Origin of the sequence: Geodermatophilus sp. CPCC 205506 (assembly GCF_051383635.1) — a bacterium.
Classification (GTDB): Bacteria; Actinomycetota; Actinomycetes; order Mycobacteriales; family Geodermatophilaceae; genus Geodermatophilus.
On record NZ_JALPKP010000047.1, the window covers coordinates 24,859 to 43,638 of the forward strand.

Annotated in this window: 22 protein-coding genes; 13 read left to right on the forward strand and 9 right to left on the reverse strand. The window is 75.8% G+C overall.

Annotated elements, in window-relative coordinates:
- Window positions 1-18 precede the first annotated feature (18 nt).
- From MY520_RS22070 to MY520_RS22095, 6 genes are all read left to right on the forward strand, one after another.
- Window positions 19-915, forward strand: a complete 897-nt coding sequence (locus MY520_RS22070) for a helix-turn-helix transcriptional regulator (RefSeq protein WP_436694718.1) — start codon at window positions 19-21, stop codon at window positions 913-915.
- A gap of 103 nt (window positions 916-1,018) precedes the next feature.
- On the forward strand, window positions 1,019-1,477 hold the full coding sequence (locus MY520_RS22075; RefSeq protein WP_436694719.1) for an SRPBCC family protein: 459 nt from the start codon (window positions 1,019-1,021) through the stop codon (window positions 1,475-1,477).
- 95 nt (window positions 1,478-1,572) lie between these two features.
- A complete protein-coding gene (locus tag MY520_RS22080) occupies window positions 1,573-4,335 on the forward strand; it encodes an ATP-binding protein (protein ID WP_436694720.1) in 2,763 nt (920 codons plus the stop codon).
- A gap of 89 nt (window positions 4,336-4,424) precedes the next feature.
- The gene (locus MY520_RS22085; protein ID WP_436694721.1) at window positions 4,425-5,120 is read left to right on the forward strand and encodes a hemerythrin domain-containing protein; all 696 of its coding nucleotides are present in this window, start codon (window positions 4,425-4,427) and stop codon (window positions 5,118-5,120) included.
- Between the two features lies 1 nt (window position 5,121).
- The gene (locus MY520_RS22090) at window positions 5,122-5,532 is read left to right on the forward strand and encodes a hypothetical protein (RefSeq protein WP_436694722.1); all 411 of its coding nucleotides are present in this window, start codon (window positions 5,122-5,124) and stop codon (window positions 5,530-5,532) included.
- Between the two features lie 31 nt (window positions 5,533-5,563).
- Window positions 5,564-6,085 carry a DoxX family protein gene (locus tag MY520_RS22095; protein ID WP_436694723.1) on the forward strand — a complete coding sequence of 174 codons (522 nt, stop codon included), beginning with the start codon at window positions 5,564-5,566 and terminating at the stop codon, window positions 6,083-6,085.
- Window positions 6,086-6,134: 49 nt separating this feature from the next.
- Here MY520_RS22095 and MY520_RS22100 read toward each other — a convergent pair whose 3' ends face one another.
- The 3 genes from MY520_RS22100 to MY520_RS22110 all read right to left on the reverse strand — a co-directional run bounded on the left by MY520_RS22100 (window position 6,135) and on the right by MY520_RS22110 (window position 7,807).
- Complete coding sequence (locus MY520_RS22100) at window positions 6,135-6,989, reverse strand: phosphotransferase (RefSeq protein ID WP_436694724.1); 855 nt, start codon at window positions 6,987-6,989, stop codon at window positions 6,135-6,137.
- Window positions 6,986-7,213, reverse strand: coding sequence for a hypothetical protein (locus MY520_RS22105; RefSeq protein WP_436694725.1), 228 nt, complete (start codon window positions 7,211-7,213; stop codon window positions 6,986-6,988). Before MY520_RS22105 ends, MY520_RS22100 begins: the two co-directional genes overlap by 4 nt.
- A 339-nt stretch (window positions 7,214-7,552) precedes the next feature.
- On the reverse strand, window positions 7,553-7,807 hold the full coding sequence (locus MY520_RS22110; RefSeq protein WP_436694726.1) for a hypothetical protein: 255 nt from the start codon (window positions 7,805-7,807) through the stop codon (window positions 7,553-7,555).
- Window positions 7,808-7,913: 106 nt separating this feature from the next.
- Here MY520_RS22110 and MY520_RS22115 point away from each other — a divergent pair, with 106 nt between their 5' ends.
- Both MY520_RS22115 and MY520_RS22120 read left to right on the forward strand, forming a co-directional pair.
- The gene (locus MY520_RS22115) at window positions 7,914-8,186 is read left to right on the forward strand and encodes a YciI family protein (protein WP_436694727.1); all 273 of its coding nucleotides are present in this window, start codon (window positions 7,914-7,916) and stop codon (window positions 8,184-8,186) included.
- Between the two features lie 96 nt (window positions 8,187-8,282).
- Entirely contained in the window at window positions 8,283-8,684 is a 402-nt protein-coding gene (locus MY520_RS22120) for a hypothetical protein (RefSeq protein WP_436694728.1), read from the forward strand.
- A gap of 40 nt (window positions 8,685-8,724) precedes the next feature.
- Here MY520_RS22120 and MY520_RS22125 read toward each other — a convergent pair whose 3' ends face one another.
- The gene (locus MY520_RS22125) at window positions 8,725-9,018 is read right to left on the reverse strand and encodes a hypothetical protein (RefSeq protein ID WP_436694729.1); all 294 of its coding nucleotides are present in this window, start codon (window positions 9,016-9,018) and stop codon (window positions 8,725-8,727) included.
- A gap of 239 nt (window positions 9,019-9,257) precedes the next feature.
- Here MY520_RS22125 and MY520_RS22130 point away from each other — a divergent pair, with 239 nt between their 5' ends.
- On the forward strand, window positions 9,258-9,461 hold the full coding sequence (locus MY520_RS22130; RefSeq protein ID WP_012948038.1) for a cold-shock protein: 204 nt from the start codon (window positions 9,258-9,260) through the stop codon (window positions 9,459-9,461).
- Window positions 9,462-9,549: 88 nt separating this feature from the next.
- Here the strand turns inward: MY520_RS22130 and MY520_RS22135 are convergent, their stop codons facing one another.
- Together MY520_RS22135 and MY520_RS22140 are read right to left on the reverse strand one after the other, a co-directional pair.
- Window positions 9,550-10,014 carry a hypothetical protein gene (locus MY520_RS22135; RefSeq protein ID WP_436694730.1) on the reverse strand — a complete coding sequence of 155 codons (465 nt, stop codon included), beginning with the start codon at window positions 10,012-10,014 and terminating at the stop codon, window positions 9,550-9,552.
- A 91-nt stretch (window positions 10,015-10,105) separates the two neighbouring features.
- Window positions 10,106-10,756, reverse strand: coding sequence for a hypothetical protein (locus MY520_RS22140; RefSeq protein ID WP_436694731.1), 651 nt, complete (start codon window positions 10,754-10,756; stop codon window positions 10,106-10,108).
- Window positions 10,757-11,022: 266 nt separating this feature from the next.
- Here MY520_RS22140 and MY520_RS22145 point away from each other — a divergent pair, with 266 nt between their 5' ends.
- From MY520_RS22145 to msrB, 3 genes are read left to right on the forward strand one after another with little or no spacing between them, the layout of a single operon-like run.
- The gene (locus tag MY520_RS22145) at window positions 11,023-13,086 is read left to right on the forward strand and encodes a histidine kinase (protein WP_436694732.1); all 2,064 of its coding nucleotides are present in this window, start codon (window positions 11,023-11,025) and stop codon (window positions 13,084-13,086) included.
- Complete coding sequence (locus tag MY520_RS22150; protein ID WP_436694733.1) at window positions 13,073-13,729, forward strand: response regulator; 657 nt, start codon at window positions 13,073-13,075, stop codon at window positions 13,727-13,729. Before MY520_RS22145 ends, MY520_RS22150 begins: the two co-directional genes overlap by 14 nt.
- Window positions 13,730-13,760: 31 nt before the next feature.
- Window positions 13,761-14,183, forward strand: a complete 423-nt coding sequence (msrB, locus tag MY520_RS22155) for a peptide-methionine (R)-S-oxide reductase MsrB (protein ID WP_436694734.1) — start codon at window positions 13,761-13,763, stop codon at window positions 14,181-14,183.
- A gap of 67 nt (window positions 14,184-14,250) precedes the next feature.
- Here msrB and hemQ read toward each other — a convergent pair whose 3' ends face one another.
- From hemQ to MY520_RS22170, 3 genes are read right to left on the reverse strand one after another with little or no spacing between them, the layout of a single operon-like run.
- Window positions 14,251-14,961, reverse strand: a complete 711-nt coding sequence (hemQ, locus tag MY520_RS22160; RefSeq protein WP_436694735.1) for a hydrogen peroxide-dependent heme synthase — start codon at window positions 14,959-14,961, stop codon at window positions 14,251-14,253.
- A 58-nt stretch (window positions 14,962-15,019) separates the two neighbouring features.
- Window positions 15,020-15,547 (reverse strand): YceI family protein, encoded by a 528-nt coding sequence (locus tag MY520_RS22165; RefSeq protein WP_436694736.1) that lies wholly within the window; start codon window positions 15,545-15,547, stop codon window positions 15,020-15,022.
- Complete coding sequence (locus MY520_RS22170; RefSeq protein ID WP_436694737.1) at window positions 15,544-16,077, reverse strand: hypothetical protein; 534 nt, start codon at window positions 16,075-16,077, stop codon at window positions 15,544-15,546. Before MY520_RS22170 ends, MY520_RS22165 begins: the two co-directional genes overlap by 4 nt.
- Before the next feature lie 150 nt (window positions 16,078-16,227).
- On the opposite strand from MY520_RS22170, the gene MY520_RS22175 reads away from it, so the two are divergent.
- The coding region (locus MY520_RS22175; RefSeq protein ID WP_436694738.1) for an ATP-binding protein at window positions 16,228-18,780 on the forward strand (2,553 nt) is incomplete at its 3' end.

The window sequence follows — 18,780 nt, forward strand, 5'->3', positions numbered from 1 at the left end:
GCTGCCTACCGTGGGGGCGTGAGCAGGACCGACCTGAGCGCGGAGATCCGCGACTTCCTCAGCACCCGACGGGCGCGCATCACCCCCGAGCAGGCCGGGCTGCCGGTCTACGGCGGCAACCGCCGGGTGAAGAGACTGCGCCGCGAGGAGGTGGCGATGCTCGCCGGCGTCTCGGTCGACTACTACGTCCGCATGGAGCGGGGCGGCCTCGCCGGCGCGTCGGAGAGCGTGCTCGGCGCCCCGGCCGACGCCCTCCGTCTCGACGAGGCCGAGCGCACCCACCTGTACGCCCTCGCCCGGGAGAGCGGCGCCCGCGGCACCTCCCGCAGGCGCCCCGCCCAGTCCGCCGTCCAGCCGCAGATCCAGCAGCTGCTGGACGCGATGACCGACGCGCCGGCGTGGGTGCGCAACGGCCGGCACGACATCGTGGCGATGAACCAGCTGGCCCGCGCGCTGTACTCCCCCGTGCTCGCCGATCCGCGCCGTCCGGCCAACACGACGCGGTTCGTCTACCTGCAGGCCGAGGCGGCTCAGGATTTCTTCGTCGACTACGACCGGGTCGCCAACGACGCCGCCGCGATGCTGCGCCTGGAGGCGGGCCGCAACCCGCACGACAAGGCCCTCATCGAGCTGGTCGGCGAGCTCTCCACCCGCTCCGAGCTGTTCCGCCGCCGATGGGCCTCGCACGACGTGACGTTCCACCGCAGCGGCCAGAAGCGGCTCCGCCACCCTGTCGTCGGCCAGCTCGACCTCGACTTCGAGGGCATGGAGCTGGCCTCGTCGCCGGGTCTGCACCTCAACGTCTACACCGCCGCGGCCGGCACCCCGGCCGCCGACGCGCTCAAGCTCCTCGCCTCCTGGGCGGCCTCGCAGGAGCAGCTGCCCGCCGAGACCGCCTCTGCCGTGGCGGACTGATCGCCGCGGCCCCGACGACTCGCGGGGACCGGCCTCAGCCGCGGAGGTGGGGGCGGAGGGCATCGCGCTGTGGGGTGCCGTCCCCCGGTGTTTCGATGTCGGCATGACCAGCGACGAGGACGTTCCGCGCATCGCCACCGCAAGCCGGGAGATCGCGGCCGGCGCGGGGCGCATCTTCGAGCTCATCGCCGACCCGGCTCAACAGCCGCGCTGGGACGGCAACGAGAACCTGGCCGAGGCTGCCGACGGGCAGCGGGTCCGGGCCGTCGGTGCGGTCTTCACCATGACCCTCACGGGGGGCAGCGTCCGGGAGAACCACGTGGTCGAGTTCGACGAGGGCCGGCGCATCGCGTGGAGACCCGCAGAGCCGGGTCAGGAGCCGCCCGGGCACCTCTGGCGGTGGCAGCTCGAGCCGATCGACTCGTCGCGGACGCGCGTCACCCACACCTACGACTGGACCCGGTTGACCGACGAGAAGCGCATGTCCCGTGCCCGGGCGACCACGGCCGACAAGCTGGCGGCCTCGCTGGCCCGGCTCGCCGCCGTCGCCGAGCGGGGGTGACACGCACACCTGCCCGCCAGGTCCCACCGAACGGCTGAGGAAGCGGGGGCCGAAGGCCGTACCGGTGCGTGGGCTGCAGTGCCACGCTCGCACGGGTGGACACCACCGACGCCGGGCGTCTGGAGATCCACGGCCGGCTCGCCGAGGAGGCGGCGATCGCGGCGGTCATCGAGGGTGCCCGGGCCGGTCGGAGTGCACTGCTCGTCGTGCGGGGACCTCCGGGGATCGGGAAGTCGACGCTCCTCGAGCACGCCGTGCAGGGCTCGTCCGATCTGTCCGTCCTCAGGGCGCGCGGTGTGGAGTCCGAGACCGAGCTGGCGTTCGCCGCCCTGCACCAGTTGCTCCTCCCCGTGCTCGGACACGCCGACCACCTGCCCCGGCACCAACGCGCGGTCCTGCGGTCGGCACTGGGGATGGAGGACTCCCTGGAGGGGCCCGTCGTCGACCGGTTCCTCATCGCCGTGGCCGTGCTCGGCCTGCTGGCGACCGCCGCCGAGGAGCAACCCGTCATCTGCCTGGTCGACGACGCCCACTGGTTGGATCACGCGTCGGCGGCGACCCTGCTGTTCGTCGCCCGCCGACTGGGTGCCGAGCGCATCGGGTTCGTCTTCGCTGCCCGCGACCCGGACCGCCACTCGTTCCCGACCGCCGATCTGCCCGAGCTCCGGCTCGAGGGCCTGGACGTGGACGCAGCCGTCGCACTGCTGGGTGAGCGGACCGGTCGACCCGTCCACCACGGCGTCGCCCGACGCCTCGTCGAGTGGACCGCGGGGAACCCGCTGGCCCTGATCGAGCTGCCCTCCGTCCTCACCGTGCAGCAGCTGGCCGGGGAGACGCCCCTGCCGAGCCCGCTCCCTCTGCCGCTCAACGTGGAGCGGCTCTTCAGCGAGCGGGTGCGGCGGCTGCCCGACGACGCCCGTGCACTCCTCGTCGTGGCCGCGGCCGAGGACACGGGGCGGCTGGGCCCGATCCTCGCGGCCGCCCGGTCCTCGGGGCTGCCGGCAACCGCGCTCGACGCGGCCGAGCGCGACGGACTGGTCGCGGTCCGGGAAGACGAACTCCGGTTCCCGCACCCTCTCGTCCGATCGGCCGTCTACCAGTCCGCCACGACGTCGGAACGCCGTGGTGCACACCTCGCCCTGAGTCGGGCCTACCGGGACGTCGGCGACGCCGACCGGCGCGCTTGGCATGCCGCCGCCGCCGCGTGGGAGCCCGACGAGAACGTCGTGCGTGAGCTGGAGCTCGTCGCGGCGCGTGCGGCCGGACGGGGAGGCTTCGGGGCAGCCGGTACCGCCCTCGCGCGCGCCGCCGAACTCAGCGCGGACGGGGGCGCCCGCTGCCGACGACTCGTCGCGGCCGCCGAGAACGCGTGGATGGCCGGTCAGCTCGGCCACGCTGCCGAGCTGTTGGAGTCGGCGAGGAGATGGGGGTCCGATCCACTCCTCCGGGCCGACATCGGCCGCCTGCGCGGCTGGTTGCAGTACAGCGTCGGCTCCCCTGCGGCGGCTCGACGCATCCACATCGAGGCCGCCGGGCAGGTGGGAGGGGCCGACGGCCGCCGAGCCCGGGAACTGCTGACGGCCGCGGCCGAATCGGCCTGGCTGTCACGCGACCGCGACTCGGGGATCGAGATCCGGACGGTCATGTCGACCCTCGGTCCGCTCGAGGAGGCGCGAGACGGCCCGGCCCAGGACCTGCTGTCCGGCTTCCTGCACCTGCTCGAGGGCAACACGCGCGCCGGCGTCAGACTGATCGCCGAGAGCATCCGGTCCGCCGAGCGGCTCGGCGACGGGCAGCTCATGGCGGCCGCTGCCCAGCACGCCCTCTATGTCGGTGACGACGACGCCGCCCTGCGGTTGAGCAGAGGGGCGGTCGCGCGGGCGCGCGCGAACGGCGCTGTGGCGGAGCTCCTCTTCGCGCTACCCCGGCTCGCGCACGCGGAGTTCCTCGCGGGCCACTGGACCGCAGCCGCCGCCGGCGCCGCCGAGACCGTGCGGCTGGCTCGCGGGGCAGGCCACGAGGAGCTGTCGGCTCTACCGCTGGCCTGGCTGAGCCTCGTGTCGTCCCTGCGAGGCGACGACGAGGACGCCGACACCCACGGGACGGAACTGGAGTCGCTGGCCGACGGCCACGAGCTCGGGGTCTTCCGAGCACCGTCGTTGGAGATCGTGCGCTGGGGTCGCTCGACCCGCAGGCTGCTCTCACCCCGGCCGGCCTCCGCCCTCGTCGATCTGGAGGGGCTCGCCCACCCCGTGGTCACGGCCATGGCGACCGTCGACCGGGTCGAGGCGGCAGTCCTCGCCGGGGACCTGACCGCGGCCCATCTCTGGTCGACGCGGATGGAGGACCTCGCCGAGGCCACCGGGGCTCCGTGGGCACTGGCCTCAGCGGCGCACTGCCGGGGCGTGGCCGCGGACGGCCCGGCGGCATGGGAGCACTTCACCGAGGCGCTTCGGCACCACGACGCGGCGCGTAGGCCGTTCGCACGCGGTCGCACACTCCTGGCCTACGGGGAGGCGCTGCGCCGGGCCCGCAAGCGCGTCGCTGCCCGCCCGTACCTGGGCGCCGCCATGGATCAGTTCCAGAGCCTCACGGCGACGGACTGGGCTCAGCGGGCGCGCCTGGAGCTGCGCGCGTGCGGCGAGACGACCGCCCGGCGGGGCGATCCCTCGGCGCTGCTCCGGCTGACCTCTCAGGAACTCCAGGTCGCGCGGTTCGTGGCCAGCGGCCTGCCGACCCGAACCGTCGCCGCGCAGTTGTTCCTCAGCCCCAGGACCGTCGACTTCCACCTGCGCAACGTGTTCGCGAAGCTGGGGATCAGTTCCCGGTCCGAACTGGCTGCCCAGTCGTTCGACTGACGGCGCCGGATCCCGGCATTTTCGCCGGTACCTGCGTCTGCGGAGCCCCCTAGCGTCGGCCCGTCTAGCCACTTCTCAGGGGGGCCGCCGTGACCACCGGACTCGAACCCGATCTCCGACCCAGCTACCTGGAACACCGGGCGATGCGCATCGACGCCGGTCGCCTCACCGCGCTGGTCTCCGCGGCGCAGCCGGACGACGCGGACCGGCTGTCGGCGCTGGGCTCGTGGTACGCCGGCTACGAGGGCGCGATCCACGACCACCACACCGCGGAGGAGGCCGTCATCTATCCCGCTCTGCTCGAGCGGGATCCCTCCTTCGCCGAGGCCGACGCGGAACTCGAGGGAGAGCACCGCGTCCTCGCCGACCGCCTCGAGGTGGCCCGCCAGAGCCTCGAGCGACTTCCGTCAGCGGCCGGCGGAGGCAGGTGGGAGCGCGAGCGGGATGAGGGCGTGCGAGCCACGCAGGCACTGGAGGCCATCCTGGCGACCCACCTCCCCCACGAGGAGGAGGTCGCGTTCTCCCGGTATCGGCAGGCATTCACCTCGGACGAGTTCGCCGACCTGGGCAAGGCGGCCTGGAAGGTCGTCGGCACGCGGGCGATCGTCTTCGCCGGCCCGTGGGTTCTCGACCACGCGACCGAGCAGGAGCGAGCGGAGACCCTCGCCGCCCAGCCCTGGCTGGTCCGCGTGGTCTACCGGCTCGCGCTCCGACCGCGTTACGAACGCCTGGCCCGGCCACTGCGCAGCACTCCACCACTGCGAGCCCGCCGCACGGAGGCATGACATGCCCACGATCCCCTGGCGCACCGTGACCACGCCCGCAGAACGGGCGAGCTACCTCGTGATGGCCAGCCGGCTGCCGCTCCGGTCCATCGCGAGAGTCCCCTGGTTCATGGGGCTGACCGTGTCCGTCGTCCGGCAGCTCGAGCGGACGGACGGGCTCGTGGGCTACAGCCTGCGCGCGCAACCACTGGCCAAGACGTTCTGGACCCTGTCGGCGTGGTCCGATGAGCAGTCGCTGGCGGCGTTCGTCAGGGAGATGCCGCACCGGGCGGTCATGGCCAAGCTCCGCCCGCACATGGGCGCCACGTCGTTCACCACGTGGACCGCTCCGGGAGCGTCCCTCCCCGTGTCGTGGGCCGACGCGACCGCCCGGCTGCTGGGCACCGTCGTCCCGCCTGCCCGTCCTCGTTGAACCTCCGGACACACCGTGGGGGTGCCCCGTGATGGTGTTGGCCTTCCTCGCCGGAACGTACGTCCTCGCTCGGCTGGTCCCCTCCCGCCGGGGCCGCCGGTCCTCGCCGGACGCCGCGCGGGCTGCCATGGCGACGGCCATGGCGGCCGCGGGCGCCAGCCACCTGGCCGATCCGCAGCCCTTCGTCCAGCATCTCCCCGAGTTCGTGCCCGCCCGGGAACGGGTCATCCTGGGCACCGGGCTGCTGGAGATGCTCCTGGGAGCCGGCCTCGCGGCCCCCACCCGCCGCCGCCGGGAGATCGCCCTCGCCCTTGCCGCCTACCTGCTCGCCGTGTTCCCCGCGAACGTCTACGTCGCGGTGGCCGGTGTCCGCATCGAGGGCCTGCCCGGTGCCTCGCACCCCTGGCTGAGGTTGCCGCTCCAGGCGGTCTACGTCGCCTGGACGTTCTGGGCCGTGCCCGGCGCCTGGGAGCTGATGCTCGATCGCGCACGGCGGTTGCGGAACGTCCTGTCGGACCGACAGCACGCGGGACGCGCGGCGATGGCCCGCTGAGGAACGTCGCCGGCTGCCGCCGGTCCGCACGGCTCCCCGATACGACGCATCACGCCGGCGGCCCCCCGGTGCCGGGGAACAGCCACGTCAGGCTGCGCCGGGCGGCGCGGAGGTACTCCTCGCGGCCGCTCTCGCGGCCGTAGGCGAGGTCTTCGAGAGCGGCGCAGCGGGCGAAGAACGTGATCCGGTCGCGAAACGCCGGGGTCTCGTGGCCGTACGCGCGCAGCACGTCGTCGAGGAACGCGGGGCCGAAGTCGCGGTACGGCCGGGCGAGGTCCAGCGCGGGGTCGGTGACCGCGGCGTCGGCCCAGTCGATGATCCCGGTCAGCCGACCGCCGAGCTCGAGGACGTGCTCCGCTCCGAGGTCGGCGTGAGCGAGCACCAGAGCACGTGCCGGGCGGGGCCGGGAGGCGTGCAGGATCCGCAGCAGCGGCGCGGGTCCGCCGAGGTCCTCCAGCCACGCCGCCGGCTCGGCGGGGTCGACCGCGGCGCGGTTGCCGACGTCGGCCGGGTCGATGGCGTGCAGCTCGCGGAGGACCGTTCCGAGGCGCGCCGCGGCGCCCTCGGGTGGTGTCCGTCCGAGCAGGGGCCGGCCGGGCAGGAGCGGGTAGGCGATCACCCCCTCGTCCGGATCGGCGAACAGGGGCGCGGGTACGGCGATGGACACGTGCCCGGCGACCAGCCTCAGCAACGCGGCCTCGCGGGCCACCTCAGCGGCCCCGTCGGGGTCGGCGACGCGCACGACCAGGTCCCGCGCCAGGAACGCGCGGTGGTCCAGCCCGCCGCCGAGCTCCTGCAGGTCGGCACCGCGGTACCCCGGGGCGTGGACGGCGACCGCACGCGCCGCGCGGGTCCGGAGGGCGTCGCCCACCTCCGGACCGCCGGTCCGATCCGTGGTGCTCATCGTCGGGACCCCGTCGGGTACGCGGATCCGGTCCCCCCTCGCCCCGTCGCGGACGGGAGGACACGGCACAGCACCACCGCGACGGCTCCGGTCAGCACGCCCACGAGGGTGCCGGTGACCAGGCTGGAGAGGACGACGCTCGTGCGCAGGACCGCCTCCTGAGTGCCCGGGTCGACGGGCACGAACACGAAGAGCGCGTTGACGACGCTGCCCTCCTCGATCACCCCGAGATCGTGCAGCACCACCCGTGGTGCGGCGAGCGCGGCGAGCGTTTGCTGGTGCCCTCCCTCATCGCGCGCCTGTGGATCGGCTGGGTCGGCTTCTCCCGGGCTCCGGGGCTGCGCGGGCTCCGAGGTTCTTGCCAGGTTCGGGCCAGGCGGCTGCCAGGTGGCTGCGCGAGGTTGCGACGCGTCGGCGGGGGGTTCCGGCTCAGAGAGGGGCCGGGCCACACATGAACCTGACAACGCAGGACCTGGTGATCGTCGCGATCCTCGCCGCCCTGATCCTGGCGATCGGACTCGCCCTCTGGAACGCCGGCCGGGAGAAGTAGCCCTTGGGGGCGGTCAGCCGAGGCTGCCGGGTGCTCCCGTGTGGAGGCAGCGCAGCCACGCGCAGTGGCTGCTCTCGTCCTGGTCGGGGTCGCTCCGGGCGACCGTGGCGACGCAGTGCAGGCCGGTCCAGATGCCCCCGCCGAGCAGGCCGAGCAGGACCAGCGTGGTGACCGGGAGCGCGGAGGCGGCCACCAGCCGGACCGCCACCCCGCCGAGCGCCAGCGCCGCCGCCGCGGTGGCGACCCACGCCACGCGAGCTCCGGTCACGGCCACAGCGTGGCCCGCCGCGGGTTAAGGCCACCCCAAGGAGGGGCCAAGATCGCCGCGCCCGCACGGCACCACGGGGGCCGTGCTGCCGCCAGGATGCCGGGTCATGAAGTACGTGATGACCTACCGCGCGGTCGAGGACTTCCTGCCGTTGGCGCAGCAGCACGGCCCGGCGCACGTCGCCCGGCTGCACGAGTTCCGCGACCGCGGCGTCCTGCTGATGGTCGGCACCTTCGACGAGCCGATGAACGGCGATGCGATGGGTGTGTTCACCAGCCGCGAGGCCGCCGAGGAGTTCATCGCCGGTGACCCGTTCGTGCAGAACGGCGTGGTCGCCGGCTGGACGGTGCGGCCCTGGAACGAGGTGCTGGCGCCCTGACCGCTCACCCGGACGGGTGACCGGACACCCCGCGGACGACGGCCGCCCTCCGGACCTGCCGTTGGAGGGAGGACCGGTCAGCGACGGAGGTGCACGGTGCGGGTCTCGTTCTCGGTGTACGGCGTGCTCTACGTCGTCGTCGAGATCGTCGGCGCGCAGCTCGAGTCGATCGGGTGGCCCCGGCTGACGCCCCTGGACGTCGCCACCGCGGTGACCAACGCCTGCCTGACGGTGGCCGTCGGCGTGGCCGTCCTGGTCGGGCTGGACGTCGGCGGACGCCGCTGGCGCCGCGCGGTCCAGGCCTGGCGGCAGGAACGGACCCGCCTGGCCGACCACCACTGGGAGGAACTGCCGCCGATCGGCGTCCCCTCGTGGCGGTCGGAGCCCCTGGCGCTGCCCGCGGGCCCGTCCTGGACCCCGTCCCCCATCCCGGGCGGCGACTACGCCGCGCCGATCTCCGGTCGCGCGTTCCCGGAGGAGCCCGGCCGGCTGCTCTGACTGTGAGTCTGGTCGGCGGACCCGCGCCTGCGGACCGTGCTCAGTCGACGAGCAGCGCGGCCCGCAGCCCGAGGTCGTGGACGGCCAGCGCGGCTCCCCGTCCGCGCCGGATCGACCACGCCAGCGCAACGGCGTCGGCCCGGCCGGACCGCGCACCCGGACGGTCGATGAGCCGCCCGATGTCGTCGCCGTCGGCACCGCCGCCGTCGGAACGCAGCAGCACCCAGCCGGCCTCCTCGAGGCGCTCGGACAGGTCGGCCTCGAGGTCGGCGTCGGCGAGGTCGTCGAAGTCGCACAGCGCGAAGGGGGCGGCGGGCAGCAGGGCGGCGGTCATGTCGGGAATCCGTTCCTCGGTGTGCCGGGTCCGTCCCGGCACAGAGGACTCTCCGGGCCCAGCCGCAGGTCACCGACGAGACAACCGCACGATCGCCGCAAGAAACCGATTCGCGCCGCGCCGACGATCGAGTGGCCCCCGGCACCCCGCAGGGGCGGTCGGACGACTATGGTCATCCCGTCGGGAAGGCCCTGCGCTATGGCAGGACCCCGATGCACCACCTCAGCTAGGAGCGAGCAATGCCCGAAGGAACTGTCAAGTGGTTCAACGCGGAGAAGGGGTTCGGCTTCGCCACCCCTGATGGCGGCGGACCGGACGTGTTCGTCCACTACTCGGCCATCCAGACCAGCGGGTATCGCTCGCTCGACGAAGGCCAGCGGATCTCGTTCGACATCGAGCAGGGCCAGAAGGGCCCGCAGGCTGCGAACGTCAACCCGCTCTGATCTCCTGATCAGCCGCTGACCACCCGGTCGGCACACAGCGCCCCCGCCCGGTCCTCCGGGCGGGGGCGCTGTCGTTCACGGGGACGAGCTACCGCGCCCGCGGCACGTACCCCCCGATCAGCGCCGACATGAGCAGCGCCCCGTCGTCGGCCCCCACGGCGGTGGCCGCGTCGGCGAAGGCCCGCCAGCGGGCCCGCTCGACGTCGGTCGGCGCGTGCTCCGCACGGGCCGTCAGCTGCTCCAGGAGCCGCTCCCACTCCCCCTGCGGCGTCGGCCAGAGCCCGGCCAGCCGGCGGGCCTCCGGGGAGATGCCGGTGATCCGGACGATGTCCCCGGCGTGGTTGGTCAACGCCTCGGCGTACCCGGCCGACACCAGCGCCTTCGCCGCCGCGATCACCTCCGCCTTGGGCAGACCGCTGGCCGGCACGACCGAGCCGAGCAGATAGGGCGCGCCCCCGTGCTTGGGCTCGTCGACCAGGCGGGCGATGGCCCGCAGGACCGGCAGGTCGCGGGTGAACCAGACGTCGGGCAGCGGCGTGTCGGGCGGACTCACCGATCCAGTCTCCGCCGGACGCGACGGCGCCCCGCCACCCGGGTCACGGGGTGGCAGGGCGCCTGGTGAGGTGCTGGACGGGGGTCCTCGTTCAGTCGCGGGCCCCGGTCAGCTCCGGCCGCAGGGCCAGCAGGACGCCGAGCGCGGCGTACCCGACCAGCAGGTGGCCGGCGGCGGCGTACGGCGAGAGGGCCGGCAGCGCCTGGGCGATCGGGATGTTGACCGGCGCCCAGCTCTCGGCGCCCAGGGGCCACCAGCGCGCGGCACCGGTCCACCGGCCGGCGATCGCGATGCGGATGCCGATGGCGAACATGCCGATCATCGACAGCGGCCAGAAGGCGTCCAGCGCCAGGAACCAGGCCTCCTCGCCGGACTGGGGGGCGATGATCCACGTCAACGTGGAGACGATGGCCAGGCCGAGGAGCACGTGCTCCGCGTGCAGGAAGAAGCGGGCCAGCCGGCCGGTGCCGGTCGCCCCGGTGCGCAGCTGCGCGCTGACGAGGGCGACCAGGCCGAGCTGGAACAGCAGCGAGGACACGTTGTAGGCCGTGCCCTCCCAGCCCGGAGCGGGGTTGAGGCCGAAGGCCAGGATGCCGGCCGCCCAGGCCGACGAGCCGACGGCCACGGCCACGCCGGCGCGGCGGACCGACCGCGTGGTCGCGGGCGGGCGGGCGGGCGTGGTGCTGGGGCCCGCCGGCGCGGCGTCGGTGCGGGCCGGAGCGGGGGTGGTGCTGAGGGACATCTCGTCTCCCTGGTCGTGGTCGCGGTGCCCGGTGCACCGCCTGGGAGAACCGTCTCGGGGCGGCGTCCCGGGCGCCCAGGGCGGACCGCCCTCGATCCCGTCCTCGATCCCGTCCCGGGCGACACGGGACACCTGCCTCGTGACGACCGGGACGGCGGCAGGCGAAGATCCTGCGCGTGCAGGCAGGTGTCCCGGTGGCCGGGCGGGTTCCGACGGCGCCGGAGGCCCCTCCCGCGCCGTTCCCGGTGCTGCCTCGGGCGGGCGACGTGCCCGGATGGGTCCGGTTCGTGGCCTGGGCGTCGGTCGTCGTCACCGTCGCCGCCGCCCTCGGCGCCGCCGTCCTCGACGTGGTGACGCCGGCCGCCGCCCGGGAGGCCGCGGGCGCCACGCCCGGCTGGGTGTTCGGGCTGCCGGGGGCGACGCTGGCGATCCCCGCCGCCCTGCTCCTGCACCGGGCCCCGCGCAACGCGGTCTCCTGGGTGGTGGGCGGCACCGCGGTGCTGTGGGCGGTCGACGGCCTCGCGCAGTCGTACCTGACCTTCGCGCTGCAGTACGACCCGCCGCTGCCGGGCGGGTCCCTGGCCTTCTGGCTGGTCCAGCGGTTCGGCGCCTGGCTGCTGCTCGGGCTGCCCCTGCTGCTCCTGCTCTACCCCGACGGGCGGCTGCCGGCCGGGCGGTGGCGTCCGGCGGCGCTGCTGAGCCTGGCGTCCACGGCGCTGCTGCCGACGCTGCTGATGATCGTGCCCTCGGAGATCGCCGACGCGCGGGCGGGTTCGCAGACGCGGGAGATCTACCGCTCCCTGGACCTGGACCCGACCAGCCTGCCGCTGCCCGAGGCGGTGGTCCTGCCGCTGCTGCGGTTCGCCTTCCCGGCCGCCGTCCTCGGGGTGCTCGTGCCGGTCGCCGTCGTCGTCAGCCGGTACCGGCGCGACACCGGCGAGGACCGCCGGCGGATGCGCTGGCTGCTGTGGGCCGCCGTCACCGACGCGCTGGTCATGGTCGGCACGCTGCTGGCCCCCGGCGACATCAGCTCGTTCACGCTCTCCCTGGCGGTGACCCTCACCGGAGCGGCCGTCGCCGTCGGCGTCCTGCGCCCGCAGGCGGTCGACATCGACCGGCTGCTCGGCGGCACGCTGGTCTACGGCGGGCTCGCGGTCGCCGTGGTCCTCCTCGACCTCGCGGTGATCGCCGCGGCCGGGGCGCTGCTCGGTGACCGGCTGGGTGACCGCGACGCCACCCTGCTGGCCCTCCTGGTGGTCACCGGGCTGTACGTGCCGCTACGGGCGCAGGCCTGGCGGCTGGTCCGCCGGTGGGTGCTCGGCGAGCGGGAGGACCCCTACCGCGTGGTGTCCGGCCTCGCCGAGCGGCTGGAGCGCTCCGACGGCCCCGACGAGCAGCTCATGGCGGTCGCCGCCGGCATCGCGGAGGCCTTCCGCTCGCCCTACGTCGGCGTGGAGGTCGACCAGCCCGGCGGCCGGCAGCTGCTCGCCGAGCACGGCCCGCGACCGGTCGCGGTGCAGTCGCTGCCGATCGCCTACCGCGGCGAGGAGGTCGGCCGGCTGCTGCTCCCGCGCAACGGCGTCCGCGCCCACCTGGTCACCCGCGACGAGGGCCTGCTCGCCGACGTCGTCCGGCAGGCCGCCGCGGCCGCCCGCGCCAGCTCCCTGGCCGCCGAGCTCCAGCACAGCCGCGAGCAGCTGGTCGCCGCCCGCGAGGAGGAGCGCCGGCGGCTGCGGCGGGACCTGCACGACGGGCTGGGCCCCTCGCTGGGCGCCGTCGTGCTCCGCATCGACACCGCGCGCAACCTCGCCGCGGCCCGCCCCGAGGACGCCGACCGCCTGCTCCGGCAGGCCCGCGACGACGTCTCCGCAGCACTGGCCGACGTCCGCCGGCTGGTGCACGACCTGCGCCCGCCGGCCCTCGACGACCTCGGCCTGGCCGGTGCGGTGCGCCAGCAGGCCGAGCGGCTGCTGGCGCCGCGGGTCGAGGTCACGGTGGACGCCGGCGACCTGGCCGAGCTGCCGGCCGCGGTCGAGGTGGCCGCGTACCGGATCGCCTCGGAGGCGCTGGCCAACGTCGCCAGGCACGCCTCGGCGAGCCGGGTGCGGGCGTCGCTGTCCTGCGACGCGGACGGTGCGCTGGTGGTCGACGTGGCCGACGACGGCGTCGGCATCGACCCGGCCGCGCCCGCCGGTGTGGGGCTGGTGTCGCTGCGCGAGCGGGCCGCGGAGCTGGGCGGCCGCAGCGCGGTCAGCTGCCCGCCGGAGGGTGGCACGGTGGTGCGGGCGGTCCTGCCCGCCGACGGAGGAGGGTCCGGTGTCCGAGCCTGAGGAACCGCTGCGGATCGCGGTGGTGGACGACCACCCGGTCTACCGGGACGGGCTGGCCCTGCTGCTCGGCTCGGTGCCGGGGCTGACCGTCGTCGGCACGGCCGCCGACGGGGCCGCCGCGGTGGAGCTGGCCCGCGAGGAGCAGCCCGACGTCGTGGTCATGGACGTGCAGATGCCGGTGCTCGACGGGATCGAGGCCACCCGGCGGATCACCGCCGAGTCGCCGTCGGTCGGGGTCGTCGTGCTGACCATGAGCGAGGACGACGGCACGGTGTTCGCCGCCGTCCGCGCCGGCGCCCGCGGCTACCTGCTCAAGGGCGCCGACCAGGAGGAGGTGGTCCGGGCGATCACCACGGTGGCCGGCGGGGGCGCGGTGTTCGGCGCCGCGCTGGCCCGCCGGATCGCCGAGTTCTTCGCCGCCGGGCCGACCGGGCCGGAGACCGCGTTCCCGCAGCTGACCGCGCGCGAGCGGGAGGTGCTCGACCTGGTCGCCGCGGGCCGCTCGAACGCGCAGATCGCCGCCACGCTCTACCTGTCGCCGAAGACGGTGCGGAACAACGTGTCGAACGTGCTGACCAAGCTGCAGGTCACCGACCGGGCACAGGCGATCGTGCGGGCGCGGGAGGCCGGGTTGGGCCGCTGACCGGCCGGTCCGGAGTCGTACCGTGGAGCGCATGACGACGTCCGCGGAGAACCAGCCGAAGGTCACCAAGAGCGACGAGGAGTGGCGGGAGCAGCTGTCGCCGGAGGAGTTCGCCGTCCTCCGCCAGGCCGGCACGGAGCGGCCCTGGACCGGTGAGTACGTCGACACCAAGACGCAGGGCGTCTACACCTGCCGGGCGTGCGGGGCGGAGCTGTTCCGCTCGGAGACGAAGTTCGACTCGCACTGCGGCTGGCCGTCGTTCTACCAGCCGTCGTCCGCCGACAACGTGGTCCTCCGCGCGGACCGCAGCCACGGGATGGTCCGCACCGAGGTGCTGTGCGGCACCTGCCACAGCCACCTGGGCCACGTCTTCGAGGACGCCCCCCAGACGCCGACCGGCGACCGCTACTGCATCAACAGCGTGAGCATCCGGCTCCAGCCGCTGGACGCCTGACCACCGGACGGCCCCGTCCCGGGCCCCGCCCCGAGCCTGCGAGGGGTGGGCTGGACGGGGTCCGTTCTCACGGCAGGTCGGCGACGAGCTCGGCGACCGGCTTGCGGACGCCGGTGTAGAACGGCAACTCCTCGCGCACGTGGCGGCGCGCCGTCGAGGCCCGCAGCTCGCGCATGAGGTCGACGATGCGGTGCAGCTCGTCGGCCTCGAAGGCCAGCATCCACTCGTAGTCGCCGAGGGCGAACGAGGCGACGGTGTTGGCCCGGACGTCGGGGAAGCCGCGGGCCATCTGGCCGTGCTCGGCGAGCATCGCCCGGCGCTCCTCGTCCGGCAGCAGGTACCACTCGTAGGACCGCACGAACGGGTAGACGCAGACGTAGCGGCGCGGCTCCTCGTCGGCGAGGAACGCCGGGATGTGGCTGCGGTTGAACTCCGCGGGGCGGTGCAGCGCCATCTGCGACCAGACCGGCTCCAGGTGCCGGCCGAGCGAGGTGCGGCGCAGCCGGGTGTAGGCCTCCTGCAGCGCCTCCGGCGTCGAGGCGTGCCACCAGACCATGAGGTCGGCGTCGGCCCGCAGCCCGGCGACGTCGTAGACCCCGCGGACGACGACGTCCTTGCCGGCCAGCTCGTCGAGCAGGCCCTGCACCTCGTCGGCGGCCGCGGCCCGCTGCTCGTCGCCCAGGGGGCGGGCCAGCCGGAACACCGACCACATCGTGTAGCGGATGGTCGCGTTCAGGTCGTTGGCCCGCTTGCCGATGCTGCGCTGGTCCTCGCTCATGGCCCCAGTGTCCCAGCGCCGGGGACCGCCTCCGCGGCCCGGTCCCCGGCGCGGGACGTCACGGGGAGGGCGCCCGCAGCCAGGCGTCGACCGCCACGCGGACCGTGCGGCCCACGAGCAGCGCGGGCACCCGGATGCCGACCGTCGTCCGGTCGAGGGTGCCGGCCGCGCGGACCCGGAGCCACCCGCCCTCGACCGGCTCGGGGCGGCCGACCAGGGTCAGCGGCGCGGTGGTGCCCCGCACCGAGAGCACGCCCTCGGCGATCCACGCGCCGTCCGGGGACGGGCGGAACCGGTCGGCGGACCACGTCATCGTCGGGTGCCGCGCGACGTCGAGGAACCGCGGCGTGCGCAGGTCCGCGTCCCGGCGGGCGATGCCGGTGGCCAGGCTCTCCAGGTCGACCTCGCCCCGGACCCGCACCGGACGGCCCCCCTCGTCGAGCCGCACCTCGCCCGAGGAGCAGGACACCGACCCGTGCACCAGCCGCCCACCCAGACCGCGGGCGGCGAAGGTCACCCGCGTGCGGCTGTCGCTGACCGTCCAGGTGCCGGCGACCGGGGTGCGGGAGCCCAGCTGCGCCGTCACGACCGCGCCTCCGCCGGCACCCGCGCCACCAGCACGCGGCCGATCTCGGTGCGCTCGGGCTCCGGCAGCAGGGCCGGGTCCTCACCGGGCAGCAGCTCGGTGCGCGCCATGCGGGCGTGCACCTCGTCGTGCGTCTCGCGCCCGGTGGCCGTGCCGACGACGACGATGCGGTCGTCGTCGGACCGGAGCACGAGCACGCCGACCAGCCCGTCGACGTCCCGGATCGCCGGGCCGATGCGCTCCCGCCCGCCACGCTCGGCGGCGCGCGCCACGGCCGGGTCCCCGCGGACGTCGAGCCAGGTCACCTCCGCGAACAGCGGGGTCCGGCCCGCGGCCGGGCCGTCGATCCGGTCGATCACGCGGTAGGTGCGGGCGCCGGCGGGCGCCGCCGCCCCGTCGGGCCACAGCGCGACGACGGCGGTGTCGCCGGGGAACTCGACGACGAGCACCCCGGCGGGCTCGGCGTCGCCGGGCAGCACGGCACGGACGGCGTCGGCGGTGTGTGGGGTGGTGTGGACGGTGGCGAACACGGGATCCTCCTGCCGCTCGGGGACCGGCGGCTCCGGTCCCGGCACGGAGCACGATCCGGGGGCGGCGGGGCGGGGACATCCGTGGGAACACGGGACCGCGGTACCGAGAGGCGGTACGCAGGGCGCGCACCGGCGTGGATACTCCGCGCCGTGCGGACGGCGCCCCCGGCCGCCGACGGCTTCGTCGGACGCGACGCCGAGCTCACCGAGCTGACGGCGGGCGTCGCCGCGGCCGCCGCCGGCGCGGGCGGGCTGCTGCTCGTCTCCGGCCCCGCGGGCATCGGCAAGACGCGCACCGTCGAGGTGGCCGCGGCGCGGGCGCCGGCCGTCGCGTGGGGGCGCTGCGTGGACGACCCCGGGGCGCCGCCGCTGTGGCCGTGGCGGCGCGCCATGCGGTCCCTCCCCGCCGTCCGCGCCGCCGTCGACGGGGCGCTGACCGGCGGCGACCGGCCGGCCGACCCCGAGGCCGCCCGCTTCGCGCTGGTCGCGGCGGCCACCGAGGCGCTGGTGGAGGCGGCCGGGCCGCACGGGCTGGTCGTCGTCCTCGAGGACCTGCACTGGGCCGACGAGACGTCGCTGCGGCTGCTGCGCCACCTGGCCGCCGAGCTGCACCGCTCGCACCTGCTGGTGGTGGCCACCTACCGGGAGCCGTCCGGCGCGCCGGACGGGAGCCCGCTGGACCGCGCGCTGCCGGAGCTGCTGCGCTGCCCGGGGACCCGGCCGGTGCCGCTGCCCCCGCTGACGGAGGACGACGTCCGGGCCCTGCTGCCGGGAGCCGGCCTCGAGACGGTCCGGGCCGCGCACCGGCGCAGCGGCGGCAACCCGCTCTACCTGCGGGCGGTGGCCCGGGCCGGCCCCGGGACCGCCGACGGCGCCGACCCCGGCACCGAGCTGCGGCGCCTGGTCCGGACGACGCTGACCGGCCTGCCCCCGGCCGTGCTGGACCTGGTCGACACGGCGGCCGTCCTCGGCGAGGAGGTCGACGCCGCCCGGCTGGCCGCGGTGACCGCCCGGCCGCCCGGCGAGGTGGCCGCCGGCCTGGACGCCGCGGTGCGGGCCGGCGTGCTCACCGCGGTCCCGGACGCACCGGGCCGGCGGCGGTTCGCGCACGCCGTCGTCCGGGACGCCGTGTACGCCGACCTGGCGCCGAGCACCCGGGAGGAGTTGCACCGGCGCGCGGCCGAGGCGCTGGAGCGGCTCGGCGGGGACGACGACACCGGCGCCGGCGTGGTGGCCGGGCACTGGCTGCGGGCCGCCTCGGAACCGGGGACGCTGCGCCGCGCGTCGTCGTGGGCGCGCCGGGCGGCGGCCGCCGCGACCCGGTCGCTGGCCTTCGACGAGGCCGCCCGGTTCCTCGGGACGGCGCTGGCGGCCGCCGACCGCGCCGGACCGGACGCCGGCGAGCGCGCCGGACTGCTGCTCGAGCTGGCCACCGCCGAGTACCGGGCCGGCCGGTTCGGGGAGAGCCTGCAGCACGCGACCGCCGCCTCCGACGCGGCCGCGGCCTGCGGGCGGCCCGACCTGCTGGCCGCCGCCGCCCTCACCGTGCACGACGTGGCGGCCCCCGGCTCCGCGCCCGCGGTGGTCCGGCTGTGCGAGCGGGCCCTCGCCTCCCCGGCCCTCGTCGACCCCGCCGTCCGCGCCCGGCTGCTGGCCCAGACGGCGTCCGTGCTGGCCGACGCCGGGCGGCTGGGGACCGCGGCCGCGCACGCGGAGGAGGCCCTCGCGCTGGCCGAGGCGACGGGCGACCCCGAGGCGGTCCTCGACGCGGTCCGGGCCCGGGTGAAGGCCGGCCCGGGCGCCCTCGCCCCGGGCGAACGCCTGCGGCTGGGCCTGCTCGCGATCGAGCACGCCGCCGCGACCGGCCAGCCGCTCGCCGAGCTGTGGGGCGCCAAGTGGCGGATCGACGCCGCGCTCGGGACGGGGGACCTGCCGACCGTGCACGACGAGCTGGCCCGGGTCACGGCGCTGGCGCAGCGCACCCGGCTGCCCCTGGTCCGCTGGCACGACCTGCGGCTGCGGGCCTCGGTCGAGGCCCTGTACGGCCGGTTCGCCGACGCGCTGGTCCTCAACGAGGAGGCCCGCGAGGTCGGCAGCCGGGAGCTGGCCCAGGACGCCTCGACGGCCGGCCTGTCGGATGCCTTCCTCCTGGAGCACGCCCTGGTCACCGGGAGCACGTCGCCCTGGCACGGGGACGGGCCGAGCCGGCTGGCGCGGGCCGACGACGTGCCGGTCGTGCTGGTCACCCGGGTGCTGATCGCGCTGCACCGCGACGGCCGGGAGGCGGCGGCGCCGCAGTACGAGCGGCTGCGCCCGCACGTGCGCGAGCCGGGCTTCGTCTCCGCGGAGGGCGTCGCGAGCAACCTGACGCGGCTGGTCGTCGCGTTCGGCGACGCGGACGTCGCCGGGGAGCTGCACGACCGGATCGCGGCGCACCCCGTGGTCGCGGGCGGCGCAGGCGTCTACTGCTGCGGGTCGCTGGCGGTCGAGCTGGGCCGGCTCGACGTCGTCCGGGGGCGCGGCGAGGAGGCGATCGGCCACTTCGAGGAGGCGCTGGCCCTCGACTCCCGGACGGGGGCGCGCCCGGCCGTGGTGCACGACCGGGTCGAGCTGGCCGCGGCGCTGCTGGCGCGGGGCCGGCCCGCGGACCTGGCGCGGGCCGGCGAGCTGGCGCGCACGGCCTGCGCCGACGCCCGCCGGCTG

Bases quoted from the DNA above. Each gene is read 5' to 3' on its own strand.
- MY520_RS22140 (WP_436694731.1), bottom strand. From the start codon at position 10,756: ATGTCCCTCAGCACCACCCCCGCTCCGGCCCGCACCGACGCCGCGCCG.
- MY520_RS22090 (WP_436694722.1), top strand. From the start codon at position 5,122: ATGCCCACGATCCCCTGGCGCACCGTGACCACGCCCGCAGAACGGGCG.
- MY520_RS22115 (WP_436694727.1), top strand. From the start codon at position 7,914: ATGAAGTACGTGATGACCTACCGCGCGGTCGAGGACTTCCTGCCGTTG.
- MY520_RS22130 (WP_012948038.1), top strand. From the start codon at position 9,258: ATGCCCGAAGGAACTGTCAAGTGGTTCAACGCGGAGAAGGGGTTCGGC.
- MY520_RS22100 (WP_436694724.1), bottom strand. From the start codon at position 6,989: ATGAGCACCACGGATCGGACCGGCGGTCCGGAGGTGGGCGACGCCCTC.
- hemQ (WP_436694735.1), bottom strand. From the start codon at position 14,961: ATGAGCGAGGACCAGCGCAGCATCGGCAAGCGGGCCAACGACCTGAAC.
- MY520_RS22095 (WP_436694723.1), top strand. From the start codon at position 5,564: ATGGTGTTGGCCTTCCTCGCCGGAACGTACGTCCTCGCTCGGCTGGTC.
- msrB (WP_436694734.1), top strand. From the start codon at position 13,761: ATGACGACGTCCGCGGAGAACCAGCCGAAGGTCACCAAGAGCGACGAG.
- MY520_RS22125 (WP_436694729.1), bottom strand. From the start codon at position 9,018: ATGACCGCCGCCCTGCTGCCCGCCGCCCCCTTCGCGCTGTGCGACTTC.
- MY520_RS22075 (WP_436694719.1), top strand. From the start codon at position 1,019: ATGACCAGCGACGAGGACGTTCCGCGCATCGCCACCGCAAGCCGGGAG.